We start from the raw sequence: 14,185 nt of genomic DNA, 5'->3' as shown, positions 1-14,185 counted from the left end.
GAACTTCGTCCGCGTCGCAGCTAGGACGCGGGCACGTCCCGGATGTCACAGCACTTTTCGATGCATTCACATGTGGCCTGGATCACAGGACTACCGGATGAAATTGCATCGCGCGCGCCGAACGGTGCCCTGGGCACCCATTTCGGACGCCGACATCGGCCCGAACCGGACGTCACAGAACAATCCGAAGAAATTTCCAGAAGTGCTGTGACATCCGGACCGCTCGCGCGTCTGGGCTGCATGGAACACACCGAGCACCCCGAACTCGTTCGTCTGGGCGCCCAGTACCTGCGCGCGTACGCGGAGGGCGATGCCGTCAACCTCTATCGCCTGGCCGACGCGTGGGGGGCGAGCGACCTGATCGCCGCCACCTGCGAGGTCGCGCTCGCGATCATCCACGCGACGTCCGGACCGCAGGGCCTCGACGCAGTATCGACCACGTTCGCGACCACCCGGAGGTGAATGCCTGATGGAGACGACCAGACCAGCGCCCGAGCCGCCGCCCGGGACCAGGTCGGAGGCCGTGCCGGCCGCGCCCCCCAGCGGCGCCGCCACGCCGTCCGATCACGCCGGAAAGTTGCACAAACGTGCATCTGTGGTGCGATCATTGCCGAGCGAGTCGAAACCGGACACTATGCGCAGAGGGGAGCAGGTTCGCGTGACGACCACAGGTGACCTGCGGATTGACGACTGGGTGGTGCACCGGCCCAACGTCGTACGCTCCGTCGCAGCACGCGTACCCGGCATCGACGCCGAAGAAGCCACCAGCCGGGCCCTGGAAAAGATGGTCCGGATCGTCTCCACCGGCGGCACCATCGACGACCCCGCCCCCTACTGGCGCAGAGCCGCGGTCAACGAAGCCATCTCCATGACCCGCGAGGCCGGCCGCGCCCGCCCCGTCGAGGACGACACCCTCGACGGCCTGACACCCCCCGTCGCCGGCGCCGAGCTGGACGCCGAACGCGAAGCAGACGTCTCCATGCTCCGCACCGCACTGTCCGACCTGGCCGACGACGACCGCAAGATCCTCCTGGACCGCCACGTCCACGACATGGCCGTCACCGACATCGCCACCGGCCTCGGCGTCCGACCCCATGCCGTGACCATGCGCCTCCGCCGCGCCGAGGAACGCCTCGCCGGCGCCTTCGCCGCCGCCCACGCACAAACCGTCAACGAACCCGAGTGCCGCACCACCCGCGCCGCCATGCACGACTACCTCAAAGGCCGCCTCCTGCCCCGCCGGCAACGCCGCCTCGAAGTCCACATGGACGGCTGCGGCGAATGCACCCGCGCGTTCATCGACGTCCGCGAGGTCTCCTGGATGCTCCGCGACCTCGGCCAGCACCTCATCGCCGGCGGACTCCTCACCGGCACCGCCGCCGCAGGCGCGGCGGGCGCCGCCGGTGCGACCAAGCCCCGGTTCGGCAAAAAGGAGGCCGCCGTCGCGGCGAGCGTGCTCGCCGCGCTCGCCATCGGCGGCAGCGCCGCGGCCCTGATCGCCAACCAGCTCGGCGACCCGCCGGTCCAGGCCACCGACGACGCCGGGGCAGCCGGCGAGGGCGGCGGGTCGGGCGGCGGGGCCGGTGCCGGCGGGGGTGGCGGCGGCGACGGCACGGACTCGTCCGACACCTCGGAGAAGCCGCCGACGGACGAGAAGCCCCCGTCGATCCCCCCGACGGACCCGCAGCCGCGCCCCGCTACCACGCCCAAGGAGGACGGCGCCGCCGCGCCCGCCGACGCGCCGGTGATGGCCGAGCCGGCGCCGGAGCCGGACTCCGGCGGCACCCCTGCCGACGCCCCGAACCCGCCCGCGGACCCCGGGTCGGACTCCGGCTCCGGGTCGAGCCCCGACGGCGGCTCGGACGAGCCGGACCCGCCCGAGGAGCCGACGGAGCCCGAGGAGCCGCCGGCCGAGCCGGAGCCGCCGGTCGAACCGCCGGAGGTGCCGGAGGAACCGGAGGAGGAGACGCCGGGTCTCGGCACCGCGCTGGACGACCTGCTCGCCAGCCTCGGACTCTCCGACCTGCCCGGCATCGATCTCGCCACGACCACGCTGGACGAGATCTGGCAGCTGCTCTTCGGCACGTTCTCGGACGCCGCCGACGACGCAGAGCCTGCGACCGGGGACTGATGGTCGTGCGGGCCTCCCACGAGGCCCGTGTCCCCTCCATGCTGTGCGAACGCACAGGTGATCTGGGCGCCGGCCCAAGATCGTCCCGCCATCACGGGGGACCCTTCCATGCGCATGCATTCCTTGCGAGCATGCACGCCCGGGGGCACGCGCGCCGAGGTGCCACGGGGTGCCACGTCGCGTGGAGGAGGGGGGCCGCGTGACTGTCACGAGCGCCGACCTCGGCCTGTGGGCGGCACACCGCCGCGCCGTGGTGTTCACGGTGTCCCGGCGGGTACCGGGCATCGACCCGGAGCTGGCCACGAGCTGCGGCCTGGAGCTGCTCTGCGTGGAGCTCCTCAAGGCCCGCGACCTCGCCGACCCCCTCGCGTTCTGGAGCGCCGCGTCCATCGAGGTGGCGCAGCGGATGGCCCGGGAGCAGGAGCCGGCCGCCGAGGGATCCGACGGCGGCGCCGCCGACGTCACGCAGCCCCGGCACGCCCTCGACCCCGAGGTGCTGAACGTCGCGATGGAACGGCTGCCGGCCGGCGAGCAGCAGCTCCTCTGGGACCACCACGTGGGGTCCCGGCCCGTGGCGGCGATCGCCGACGAGATCGGCGTGCTCCCCTACGCCGCCAAGCGCCGCCTGCGCCGCGCCGAGAACCGGCTCGCGAGCACCATCGCCGAGACGCACACCGGCACGGCCCCCGACCTCGAGTGCCGGGCCACCCGGGCCGCCCTGCACGACTTCGTCCGGAACCGTCTGCTGCCCCGCCGGCGGCAGCAGGTCGAGGACCACACGGTCGGGTGCGCCGGCTGCACGCGGGCGTTCGTCGACGTCCGCGAGTCCTACTGGATGCTGCGCGCCGCGGCCCCGGTCCTCCTGCTCGGTGCCGCGGCGTCGGCGGGTCCGGGCACGACGGCGGCCGGTGCCGCGGGCGCCGGGGGCTGGCTCAGCACGGTGGGCACCCGGGCCGTCGTGACCGCCCGGAGCGTGCTGACCGACCCGATCAGCCTGACCGCGACCGTCGCCGGCGGCCTGTTCGTCACCACCGCCGTCACCACCGGGGTCGCGGGCAGCATAGACGCCGCGGCGTCGTTCCCGGAGACCGGCACGGTGTCGGTCTCCGCGCCGCACGACAGGCGACCCGCCGTCCGGCAGGCCGCCGAGATCTCCCCGCACACGGATCCGGCAAACGTCCCCGACCTGGCGGACGTGACCCCGACGGGGCTCGTTCCGTCCGCTCGGGCGACGCCGGTGGAGGACGACGTGCCGCCCGGCCTGGCGAAGAAGGACAAGGTCCCGCCGGGCCATGCCAAGAAGGACAAGGTCCCGCCGGGCCATGCCAAGAAGGACGACGCGACGCCGCCCGGTCTCGCGAAGAAGGACGGCGTTCCGCCGGGTCAGGCGAAGAAGGACGACGCGACCCCGCCTGGCCTCGCGAAGAAGGACCACGTCCCGCCGGGTCAGGCGAAGAAGGAGACACCCCCCGACGAGGCGAAGCAGGAGAAGAAGAAGCAGGACAAGAAGGCGACACCGCCCGGTCAGGCGCGCTCGAGGAGCACCAGCACCTCGTAGTGCGAGGTCTGCGGGAACATGTCGAGCAGCCGCGCCCGCACGGGCCGGAGCGACGGCATCGCGGCGAGGTCCTTGGCGAGCGTGGTCGCGTTGCAGCTCGAGTACAGGACGTGGTCGATCCCAGAGGTCTCCAGCCAGTGCGCCAGGTCCGCGCCGATGCCTCGCCGGGGCGGGTTCACGATCACCATCTCGGGCAGCTCCGGACCCTGCGGCCCGACGGCGAACGCCGTCGCGTCACCCGCAGCGAAGGTGACGTCCCGGAACCGGTCCGCCTGGCCGCCGTCGCGCAGCCGCTCCACGGTGCCCGACGCCGCCACGACCGCCTCGGCGCTGATCTCGATGCCGGTGACGGTGCGCCCCGGTGCCGCGCAGTGCAGGGCGAACCCGCCCACCCCGCAGTAGAGGTCCCAGAGGCTGCCCGGGCCCACCTCGTCGACCCAGGACCGCGCCTGCCGGTACAGCTCGGTGGCGACCGCCGTGTTGGTTTGGAAGAAGCTCTGCGGACGCAGGTCCAGCGTGATGTCGTCGATGCGCATCGGGAGGGTGCCGCGCTCGGTGAGCGGGATCTCGAGGTCGCCCTCCAGCACCGCGGCGTGCGCGGGCTGGATGTTCGCCGACGCCACAGCCAGGGCCGGGAGCTCGGCCCGCAGCCAGGCCAGGTGCTTGCGGATCCGGGCGATCGCCTCCTGGGAGCGCAGCACGAACCGGACCATGAGCTCGCCGTCGGGCGACAGGGTGACCAGCAGGTACTTGAGCTCCCCGCGCTGCTGGGCGCGCTTTCCCGTGCCCGAGACCTGGTAGGGCTCCAGGTTCGCGCGCGTGACGAACGCCGCGAGGGGGCCGAAGGACGCCTGGAGCGCCTCGGGGTAGAGGCCGCAGTCGGTCAGGTCGACGCCGTGCCCGGCCCGGTCGAGGATGCCCAGCACCGGCTCGGCGACCGTGCCGCTGACGACCATCTTCGCCTTGTTCCGGAAGGCGGACTCGACACTGCGGACCGCGGGGAGCCAGGTGGTCCCGTCGGAGACCGGGTCGAGGAGCTCGGCGACGTGCCGCTCCTTGTCGAGCACCTGGGTGGGGTAGTCGATCTCCAGGAGGGTGCAGGAGCGGCAGCGTCCGGCGTCGTAGTGAGGGCACTGCACTCCCCCATTATCCAGTGCCCGCGCACCGCCGCGGTCGGCGGCGGCGCGCGGTGGCACCGGAGGGGCGGTCAGCCCTCGTACTCGAAGTGCCAGGGCTCCTCGCGCCCGGCGCCCTGGCGGGCCCATTCCGGGTGCACCCAGCCGAACTTCGGCCCGTTGGCGGCGAGCCACTCGTACTCCGGCTGGCCGAAGCGGAACCCGTCGTCCACAGGTACGTCCACAGCGAGCGCCCAGCCGTGGTTGGACGTGCCGGGCGCCGCGACCTGCCCGCTGCCGAACTCGTCGAGCGCCTGGAGCTGCCAGTCGTAGGGCCGGTAGCCGTACTCGATGCGCAGCGGCTTGCCGAGCTCCTCCTCGAACGCCGCGCCGAGCTTGCCCCAGGCCTCGGCCGCGTCGCACCGGAGGTACTGGTCCTGCCCCTCGGGGCCGACGCCCACCAGGCACAGGTCGGCCTGCGCGAGCCGGCCGTTGGAGTCGTCGGCGACCGCCGCGCGGGCGGCCCAGGCGGCATCCTCGAGCGCGACGCGCGCCGTCTCGCGCTGCTGGCCGAGCGCCTTCACGGAGTTCAGCCTGCTCGTGTTCACGCCGACCGCGAGCGCCGCCTCGCCCTCGGCGCGGCGGGTGGCCAGGGCCGAGCGGACGCCGTCGGGCGCGCCCACCTCCGCCGTCCAGTCGAGCGTGTACCCGGAGTCCCGTACGGAGATCTTGAGCTGGTCCGTGACCGTGGCGAGCGACGCCTTGGCCTCCTCGAGCTGCTGGGCCATGCTCTCGGCCTGGTCGGCCTCCGACTGGGCCTGCGCCTGGGCGTCCTTGCGATCCTGCTGCCACTGGCGGTAGGAGGCCTGCACGTCCTTGATCGCCGCCGCGAGCGTGGTCGAGGCGGTGCGCATGGACATCGACCACTCGGTCGCCGCGGCCTCCAGGGCGTCGATGTCCTCGGGCGCGTCGAGGCCGGGGGCGCCGGCCTCGGGGATCGACGGCGCCTCCTGCGTGCCGAGCTCCTTGGCCTGGGTGACGTGTGCGGCCAGGGCGGTGCGCACGGCGTCGTCGGCCACGCGGCCCTCGGAGGCCGCGAGCGTCTTCTCCGCCGCCGCGACCTGCTCGGCCAGGCCTTCCTGGGCCGTGCGCCCCTCGTCGACCGCCTGCACGACGTCGGCGCGCGCGGTGCTGAGCTGCTCCAGGTCGTTCTCGGAGCCGACGTGGACGAGGGCGAACGCGATGCTGCCGATCAGCGCGGCCGCGGCGGCGACGAGAAAGACGAACAGCGGTCGCATGGAGCCGCCGTCGGGTCGCCCACCCGCGCGACGTGGCGGGACGATGTCCGATCTACCGGACGACATGTCGGGTGTCGGCGCGGACCGTGCGGGCTTCGGCGCTCCCGCGAGGGCTGGTTCGGGCGAGGGCCCGGAGGATGTGGACGGCTCCACGTTGAGGGGCATGGCCCGCAGTTTGGCGAATCTCGGACGCGGGCGCTAGTTGCCTGCCCGCTCGGCGAGGTTCTTCAGCTTGTCGACGTACGCGGCCATCTGGTCGCCCTGCCAGTCGGGGATGTTCGTGTTGCCGGCGTGGAGCCCGACGGACCGGTCCGTGAGCTCGCGCAGGATGTCGGCGTGGCCGGCGTGCCGGGCGGTCTCGTCGGTGACGTGCACGATGATGCGGAACAGCGTGACCTCGCCGGACCGCCACCAGGGCACCCGGCCGACCGTGCTCAGCGGGAGCGTGTCGATGGTCTCGTCGCAGAACGCCCACCCCCGCCGGTAGAGGTCCACGACGGAGGCGACGGACTCGTCCTCGGTCGCGTACCAGTCGGCCTGCGGGTCCGTCTCGAAGACGTCGTCGGGGACGAGCTCGGCCGGGTTCGGCCACTCCCGACCGAACACCGGCCCGAGATAGCCGATCTCGGTGTTGGCGCAGTGCTTCACGATGCCCAGCAGGTTGTTGCCGGAGGGCACGAGGGGCCAGCGCGTCTGCTTCTCCGTGAGGCCCTCGAGCTTCCACACGAGGGCCTCACGGGTCTCCTGGAGGTACTTCTTCAGGATCTGCTTCTGTTCGAGCTCGACGTCGTTCGCGGTCTGTGACATGGGGACAGTGTGTCCCCCGTCACCGACATCTACCGAGCTTTTTGCGCCCTGACCCGCTTCTTCGGCGTCCGGTGGATCCACCACTCGGCGAACAGCAGGTTCACCACCCAGGACACCCAGGCGGACGCCGCAGCGGCCGACAAGGCTTCGGGCGAGGACGCCATGTCCCCGTCGAACGACGGCACGAAGAGCATGACCAGGGCGACTCCCCAGAAGCGGTTCGCCACGATCGAGAAGGCCATCGCGGTGCTCCGGATCATCCACTCGCGGTGGTCCGCGAAGCGTCGCTGCCGCACGGCCCGGAACCCGAGCAGCGTGAACGTCAGGAACAGCACCGCGAGGAGTGTGTTCGCGATCCGCTGGCTGGGACCTGCGGCCGGGAACTGTGCGGTGACCAGGGCTGCGAGCCCGGTCGGGATGGCCGCTGCCACGTACACCCGGCCGCTCCACCGGTGGACGCGCAGGTGGTTGGCCCGCAGCCACGGCCACAGCTGGAGCACCGCCGCGCACAGCATCACCGAACCGAAGAAGATGTGCGTGACCAGGGCGGGGTAGTAGGCGGGTCCGCGGTCACCGACCTCCCCGGTGAGGAGGAGCGCACGGGACGGGTCGAGGCCCACGTAGCGCGGCAGTACGGTCGCGAGGAACACCGCGGTGATGATCGCGAGCGGTGCTATCCAGGGCCGGCGCCACCAGCGGACCGCCCTGGGCGACGGCGCGGGCTTCGGAGTGGTGGTTGTCGTGTCGGTTGCCATGTCATACCTGCTTTCGCCAGGCCGGATGGGACGCGAGGAGGTGCGGGTCAACGCCGGGCACGGAACGCCAGTCCGGCCGCCACCGCGAAGAGCAGCCCGAGCCCCAGGCACCAGGCGACGGCGAGCACGGCGACGCCGGCCGGGTCGGCGACCGCCGAGCCGCCACCCACGAGCAGCCCGCGCACCGTCTCGATCACGGGCGTGACCGGCTGGTGCTCCGCGAACCCGCGCAGCCAGCCCGGCAGCGTGTCGACGGGCACGAACGCGCTGGACACGTAGGGCAGGAACATCACGAAGAACGAGAAGCCGCCGGCGGCGTCGGGCGAGCGGACCAGGACGCCCACGAGGGTGGCGAGCCAGGTGATCCAGCCGACGAAGAGCAGGATCATGCCCACCGCGGCGAGCCATTCCAGCGCGGTGGCCTGGGGCCGGAACCCCAGCAGGATCGACACGCCGAAGACGATCGCGGTGGTGGCGAGGTTCTTCACCAGGCTCGCCACGACGTGCCCGGACAGCACGGTCCAGGCGTTCACCGGCATCGACCGGAGCCGGTCGACCATGCCGCCGGACATGTCGCGCTCGACCGCCATCGCCGTGTTCGCCGCGCCGAACCCGGCGGCCAGCAGGATCACGCCGGGGGTCACGTAGTTGATGTACTCCGTGCCGGTGTCGAGGGCCCCGCCGAACACGAGGACGAACATCAGCAGGATGATGACGGGCAGCACCACCGCGGTGATCATGGCGTCCGCGTCCCGCGAAACGAGGCGCAGGCCGCGGGTGGTCATGGTCGAGACGTCGCTCAGCACGTGGCTCATGCCGCCACCTCCGCCGTCCGTACCGGACGCTCCTGGCCGGTGTGCCCGGTCAGGGTGAGGAAGACGTCGTCAAGGCTCGGCGCGCGCACCTCCCAGTGCTCGGGCGCCACGCCGGCGTCGTCGACCACGGACAGCACGGAGCGCACGTGCGCGACCGAACCGTCGGTGGGTACGCGCACCCGGGCCCCGTCGACCGTGGCGCCCGCGAGCGCGAGGGCGACCCGCTCGACGTCGGACGCGGCGGCGAAGGTGAGCTCGACGCCCGCCTCGCCCACCTGCCGCTTGAGCTGGGCCGGCGTGCCGTCGGCGACGATCCGGCCGCCGTCCACGAGCGCCACCCGCTGGGCGAGACGGTCGGCCTCCTCCAGGTACTGGGTGGTCAGCAGCACGCTGGTGCCGTCGGCGACCACGCTCCGGACGACGTCCCACAGCGCCTGCCGGGACCGGGGGTCGAGCCCCGTGGTGGGCTCGTCGAGGAACATGACGCGCGGCCGGGTGAGCAGGCCCGCGGCGAGGTCGAGCCGGCGTCGCATGCCGCCCGACCAGGTGCCGACGTGCCGGCTCGCGGCGTCGGCCAGGTCGAACGCCGTGAGCAGCTCGGCCACCCGGTCGCGCACGGCGCGGCGGGGCAGGTGGGCGAGCCGGCCCATCATCGTGAGGTTCTCGGCGCCCGACAGCTTGTCGTCGACGGCGACCTGCTGCCCCGTGAGGCTGATGATCTCGCGCACACGCCGCGCGTCCCGCACCACGTCGAACCCGCCGACCGTGGCGCGGCCCGCGTCCGGCTTCAGCAGCGTGGACAGGATGCGGACGGTGGTGGTCTTGCCCGCCCCGTTGGGGCCCAGCAGCGCGAGCACCGCGCCCTCCTGGAGCTCCAGGTCGAGCCCGTCCAGCACAGGCGGGCTCGTCGAGCCCTTTCTCGCGAAGGACTTGCCCAGTCCCTCGGCCGTGACGATCGCAGTCATGGTCCCTCTCCGCTCCGGATACTGTTTATGGCCTACGCGTTTTAGTGTGGGGCGTAAACAGTATGCGGTCAAGAGAGTTACGGGTCGGGTCACGCAGCGGAGCAGGGCAGGATGGGAGTCGATGAACGCCGACACCACGCCCGAACCCGCCGAGCGCCCGCAGGGACCGGCCGACCAGCCGCAGGACAGGCCGGCGGGTGAGCTGCCCGCCGCCGTGCGGCGCCTGTGGGGTGCCGCCGCACCGCGGCGGCGCGGGCCCAAGCCCGCGCTGTCGGTCGCGCAGATCGTGCAGGCAGCGATGGACCTGGCGGACACCGAAGGACTCGCCGCCGTGTCGATGGCACGCGTCGCGGACGCCGTCGGGTACACGCCGATGGCCCTGTACCGGCACGTGTCCAGCAAGGAGGAGCTGCTGGCCATGATGGCGGACGCCGTGGCAGCCGACCTGCCGGATCTCCCCGTCGACGGCGGCTGGCGCGCCGGGCTCGAGGCCTGGACCCGGGCGCAGATCGCCCTGGGCGTGAGACGGCCGTGGATGATGGACCTGCCGCTGACCGCCGCACCTCCGGGGCCGAACCGGGTGCGCTGGATCGACCAGGCGTTCGGGGTTCTGCGGCCCGTCGACCTGCCGGCCGACGAGAAGCTCGCCGTCGTCGGCCTGCTCGCGCAGCACGTTCTGGGCGAGATCCGGGTGCACGTCGAGTCCCGCCGTGCGGCGGCCGACCAGGTGCGCCGTGAGGCGGGGCTGCCGGACGGAACCCCCGAGTCCGAGCTCGACCCCGACGCGCTCGAGGCGGCCAGCCCTTACGCCGACTTCGAGATCGTGCTCACCCGATACGCCGACCCCGCGACGTACCCGAATCTGTTCGAGGCCTTCGCGACCTGGCCCGGGACGGCGATGACCGCTCCGTCAGACGACGACATCGCCTTCGGGATCGCGACGGTGCTCGACGGCGTCGAGGCCTACCTGCGACGCCGGGGCGCGATCGGTCCTGGGGCGCCCTGAGACCCTCGGCACGACGCCGCAACGGTTCTGGCGCGACCACAGGCAGCGGAATTCGGACGTCGTGCACAGTCAGGCGGCCGACCGGCGCGGAGTGTCGGTGACGTGAGTCAGAGTGGTGCCGTGACCATCGACCACGGGACAGACATCAGCACGGCGGCGGACGACGGCGCCGCCCCTCCCGCGCGCTGCTTCGGCGACGGCGACCCGCTCTACTCGGCGTACCACGACGAGGAGTGGGGCGTGCCCGTGCACGGCGAGTCGGCCCTGCTGGAGCGCATCGCCCTGGAGGGTTTCCAGTCCGGGCTCTCGTGGATCACCGTGCTGCGCAAGCGGCCGGCGTTCCGCGAGGTCTTCGACGGCTTCGACCCGGAGCGCGTCGCGGCGTTCGGGCCGGACGACGTCGAGCGCCTGCTCGGCGACGCCCGCATCATCCGGAACCGGATGAAGATCGAGGCCACCGTCGACAACGCGCGCGCGGTGGTCGCACTGTACGACTCCGGGCGCACGCTCGACGAGCTGATCTGGTCGTTCGCGCCCGACCCGGCCGGGCGCGTGCGGCACGCCACGTTCGGCGACGTGCCGGCGACGACCGCCGAGTCCAAGGCCATGAGCAAGGCGCTCAAGAAGGAGGGCTTCCGGTTCATCGGCCCCACCACGGCGTACGCCGCCATGCAGGCGTGCGGCCTGGTGGACGACCACCTGGCCACGTGCCCGGTGGTGCTCAACCGGGCACGTGCCGAGGACGCCGGGACGGCCGGCTGAAGGTCACAGGTCGGCGCACGGCTCCACGACGGGGAGCACGGCGTCGCGCACCCACGCGGCGAGCGACGTGCCCGGCGGCCGCAGGATCACGGTGTCCACACCGTGCACGGCGAAGCCCCGCATCTCCTCGACGAACGCAGCGGTGTCGTCCGGGCCGATCGGGCGCCCGCGGTGCAGCATCGTGACGCGGATGCCGGCGGGGTCGCGCCCGACGTCGTCGCAGTGCCGGTGCAGCACGTCGAGCAGGTGGCGCAGCCGCTCCGGCGTCTCGGCGAACAGGTTGCACGCGTCCGCGTACTGCGCCACGAGCCGGAGGGTCTTCCGCTCGCCGGAACCGCCGATCATGATCTCCGGACCCGACAGCGGCGGCGGCGAGCACAGCGTCTCGGCGAGCTGGAAGTGCTTGCCCTCGAACGGGCCGTTCTCCTGCGGGTCGTACATCTGGCGAGCGATCCGGACGGTCTCCTCGAGCATCTCGAACCGCTCCTTGACCGGCGGGAACGGCACGCCGAGCCCCGCGTGCTCCTTGTCGTACCAGGCGGCGCCGATGCCGTAGGTCGCGCGCCCGCCCGAGACCACGTCGAGCGACGCGACGATCTTGGCCAGCAGGCCGGGGTACCGGTACGTCACGCCGGTGACCAGGGCGCCGAGCTGTGCCCGCTCGGTCACGCCGGCCAGGTAGCCCAGCGTCGTGTACGCCTCCAGCATCGGGTCCGACGCCGGGAAGCCCTGGTGCTCCATCTGGAAGTAGTGGTCCATCACGGAGATCCACGAGACGCCGCCGTCGTCGGCGTACCGGGCGGCGTCCGCCAGCTCGGTCCGCATCCGGGCGGGCTCCATCGAGTCGAAACGCATGAAGTGGGTGCCGATTCGCATGCCTCGATCCTCCTCCGCCGACGCGGGGCGTCAAGCGCGGGGCGTGGGGCGTCAGACGCCGGTGGGGGCCAGCTCCTCCGCACGGCCCAGGACGCACGCGACGAGCCAGGTGATCGACTCGGCCGTCTCCCGCGGGGACGCCGACGGCTGCATGACGTGGCTCAGCGCGGACCGCACCACGATGTCGATGACCGCGGCGATCCGTTCCGGCCCGAGGGCGATCTCGTACTGGTCCACCCGGTCCTGCACGACCACCTTCACGGTGCCGAGCAGCGCCTCCGAGTGCGTGGTGAGCAGCGGCAGCAGCTCGGTGTCGGCGCCGTGGGTCGCCGAGACCACCGCGCGCAGCAGCGCGTTCCCCTCGGCGAACGTGAGCGTGCTCTCGACCGCGTCGCGGATCGCGGGCAGCAGGTCGTCAGGGTGCCGGTCGAAGGCCTCGGCGATCCGGAAGATGAACTGCGCCGACTCGGTGAGCACCATGGCCTCGGCCAGGTCGTCGCGGCTGCCGACGGCGTTGTAGACCGTCTGGCGGCTCACGCCGGCCTCGGTCGCGAGGCGGCCCATCGTCACCTTGGACCAGCCGTTGGCACAGGTCAGACGCGTGGCAGCACCGATGATCCGATTCCGGTTGGAGATCGGGTCGTCGTCGGGTCCGGCGGTCGCCTCGGCCATGGCCCGATCCTAGGCACCGGGTGAACTTCCGGGCCGAGCGGGGGTCCCCGACGCGACATATTTCACCCGCTCTTCATTTCACCCTGCGGAGCGGTGGCCCGGTGCGGCTCCGCCACCCCCTGCGCCGGTAACCCCCTAGAGTGGCGGGCATGGACCAAGAGGAACGCCTGGCAGTCTTCATCGACTACGAGAACCTGGCGCTCGGCGCCCGGGAGCACCTGGGCGGGATGCAGTTCGACTTCGGCCCGATCGCCGACGCGCTCGCCGTGCGCGGCCGGGTGGTCGCGCGCCGGGCGTACGCCGACTGGTCGTACTTCGACGAGGACCGGCGCATGCTCACGCGCCACCAGGTCGAGCTCATCGAGATGACGCAGCGCATGGGGGCCTCCCGCAAGAACGCCGCCGACATCAAGATGGTGGTCGACGCCATCGAGATGGCCTTCGAGCGCGACTACATCTCCACGTTCGTCATGTGCACGGGCGACAGCGACTTCTCGCCGCTCGTCCACAAGCTGCGCGAGCTGAACAAGCGCGTCATCGGCGTGGGCGTCGAGAAGTCGACGTCGCGCCTGCTGCCGGCCGCGTGCGACGAGTTCCTCTTCTACGACCGCCTCGAGGGCGTCGAGGTGCCGGACGAGGACCAGGGCGCCCCCGCCCCGAAGCGCGGCTCGCGCACCCGCAAGACGGGCACGACGGAGCGCGCCGCCGCGCAGAAGGCACCCGCCGCCTCGCGCCGCGCCAAGGCCGCCGAGGCGGTCGCGGAGGCCGTCGCCGGCACGACGTCGCCCGAGGCCGCGGCCGAACCGGAGACGCCGGCCGAGCCCGAGGCGAAGCCCGCGACCCGCCGGCGCAAGAAGGCGGAGCCCGCGCCGGCCCCCGTCGACGTCGCGCCGGAGGCCGAGCCGGACGTCGACGTCGCCGAGCAGGACGACGCCCCGGCGTCGGACGACGTGCCCATGGAGGTGCGCGTGGCGCAGACCCTCGGCGACCTCCAGTCCTCGACCAGCGGCGCCGTCACGGCGTCCGCCCTCAAGCGGACGCTCCTGCGCAAGGACGCCACGTTCAGCGAGTCGGACTACGGATTCCGTACGTTCGGCGAGTTCCTGCGGTTCCTCGCGGACCGCGGGTTCGTCGAGCTGGCGACGGGCCCGTCCGCGGGCGACCCCGAGGTGTCGCTGCCGGAGCAGGGCGACACCGACGCGGCGTTCGCGCTGCTGCGTGACGTGGTGCAGGAGTCGAACGGCTCGGCGGCACTGTCGGGGCTGAAGAACGCCGTGCGCAAGCGGCGCCCGGACTTCTCCGAGAAGGCGCTCGGCTTCCGCGGGTTCCTCCAGTTCGCGAAGGCGGCGGAGGCCGCGGGCACGGTGTCCCTGGCCTGGGACGACGACGCGGACGACTACCTGGTGACCGCCACCTCCTGAGCCC

At 72.6% G+C, this 14,185-nt stretch carries 14 protein-coding genes; 6 read left to right on the top strand and 8 right to left on the bottom strand.

Going from position 1 to position 14,185, the window contains the following annotated elements; genetic code table 11:
- The first annotated feature begins 72 nt into the window (after positions 1-72).
- From ACIPN7_RS01570 to ACIPN7_RS01560, 3 genes are all read left to right on the top strand, one after another.
- A complete protein-coding gene (locus ACIPN7_RS01570) occupies positions 73-462 on the top strand; it encodes a hypothetical protein (protein ID WP_400537305.1) in 390 nt (129 codons plus the stop codon).
- Positions 463-658: 196 nt separating this feature from the next.
- On the top strand, positions 659-2,131 hold the full coding sequence (locus tag ACIPN7_RS01565) for an RNA polymerase sigma factor (RefSeq protein WP_400537303.1): 1,473 nt from the start codon (positions 659-661) through the stop codon (positions 2,129-2,131).
- Positions 2,132-2,330: 199 nt separating this feature from the next.
- Positions 2,331-3,689 (top strand): zf-HC2 domain-containing protein, encoded by a 1,359-nt coding sequence (locus tag ACIPN7_RS01560; RefSeq protein WP_400537301.1) that lies wholly within the window; start codon positions 2,331-2,333, stop codon positions 3,687-3,689.
- Here ACIPN7_RS01560 and rlmC read toward each other — a convergent pair.
- From rlmC to ACIPN7_RS01530, 6 genes are all read right to left on the bottom strand, one after another.
- Positions 3,656-4,828, bottom strand: coding sequence for a 23S rRNA (uracil(747)-C(5))-methyltransferase RlmC (gene rlmC, locus ACIPN7_RS01555; RefSeq protein ID WP_400537299.1), 1,173 nt, complete (start codon positions 4,826-4,828; stop codon positions 3,656-3,658). The genes ACIPN7_RS01560 and rlmC overlap by 34 nt on opposite strands.
- A gap of 68 nt (positions 4,829-4,896) precedes the next feature.
- Positions 4,897-6,102: a D-alanyl-D-alanine carboxypeptidase family protein gene (locus tag ACIPN7_RS01550; RefSeq protein WP_400537297.1), complete on the bottom strand. Its 1,206-nt coding sequence runs from the start codon at positions 6,100-6,102 to the stop codon at positions 4,897-4,899.
- A 198-nt stretch (positions 6,103-6,300) separates the two neighbouring features.
- Complete coding sequence (locus ACIPN7_RS01545; RefSeq protein ID WP_400537295.1) at positions 6,301-6,909, bottom strand: DinB family protein; 609 nt, start codon at positions 6,907-6,909, stop codon at positions 6,301-6,303.
- 29 nt (positions 6,910-6,938) lie between these two features.
- Positions 6,939-7,664 carry a DUF2306 domain-containing protein gene (locus tag ACIPN7_RS01540; RefSeq protein ID WP_400537293.1) on the bottom strand — a complete coding sequence of 242 codons (726 nt, stop codon included), beginning with the start codon at positions 7,662-7,664 and terminating at the stop codon, positions 6,939-6,941.
- Between the two features lie 47 nt (positions 7,665-7,711).
- Positions 7,712-8,479: an ABC transporter permease gene (locus ACIPN7_RS01535; protein WP_400537291.1), complete on the bottom strand. Its 768-nt coding sequence runs from the start codon at positions 8,477-8,479 to the stop codon at positions 7,712-7,714.
- Positions 8,476-9,444: an ATP-binding cassette domain-containing protein gene (locus ACIPN7_RS01530; RefSeq protein ID WP_400537289.1), complete on the bottom strand. Its 969-nt coding sequence runs from the start codon at positions 9,442-9,444 to the stop codon at positions 8,476-8,478. Before ACIPN7_RS01530 ends, ACIPN7_RS01535 begins: the two co-directional genes overlap by 4 nt.
- Before the next feature lie 121 nt (positions 9,445-9,565).
- Here ACIPN7_RS01530 and ACIPN7_RS01525 point away from each other — a divergent pair, with 121 nt between their 5' ends.
- Positions 9,566-10,450: a TetR/AcrR family transcriptional regulator gene (locus ACIPN7_RS01525; protein ID WP_400537287.1), complete on the top strand. Its 885-nt coding sequence runs from the start codon at positions 9,566-9,568 to the stop codon at positions 10,448-10,450.
- Positions 10,451-10,570: 120 nt separating this feature from the next.
- Complete coding sequence (locus ACIPN7_RS01520; RefSeq protein WP_400537285.1) at positions 10,571-11,212, top strand: DNA-3-methyladenine glycosylase I; 642 nt, start codon at positions 10,571-10,573, stop codon at positions 11,210-11,212.
- 3 nt (positions 11,213-11,215) lie between these two features.
- On the opposite strand, the gene ACIPN7_RS01515 is transcribed toward ACIPN7_RS01520, so the two are convergent.
- Positions 11,216-12,088, bottom strand: a complete 873-nt coding sequence (locus tag ACIPN7_RS01515; protein ID WP_400537283.1) for an LLM class F420-dependent oxidoreductase — start codon at positions 12,086-12,088, stop codon at positions 11,216-11,218.
- A gap of 51 nt (positions 12,089-12,139) precedes the next feature.
- Positions 12,140-12,760 (bottom strand): TetR family transcriptional regulator, encoded by a 621-nt coding sequence (locus ACIPN7_RS01510; RefSeq protein WP_400537280.1) that lies wholly within the window; start codon positions 12,758-12,760, stop codon positions 12,140-12,142.
- A gap of 149 nt (positions 12,761-12,909) precedes the next feature.
- Between ACIPN7_RS01510 and ACIPN7_RS01505 the strand changes: the two genes are divergently transcribed.
- Positions 12,910-14,181, top strand: a complete 1,272-nt coding sequence (locus ACIPN7_RS01505; protein ID WP_400537278.1) for an NYN domain-containing protein — start codon at positions 12,910-12,912, stop codon at positions 14,179-14,181.
- The last annotated feature ends 4 nt before the right edge of the window (positions 14,182-14,185 follow it).

The organism is Promicromonospora sp. NPDC090134 (genome assembly GCF_044746965.1).
Lineage (GTDB): Bacteria > Actinomycetota > Actinomycetes > Actinomycetales > Cellulomonadaceae > Promicromonospora.
Note: the sequence above shows the minus strand (reverse complement) of the source record. Positions and strands in the feature narration are given on the sequence as shown.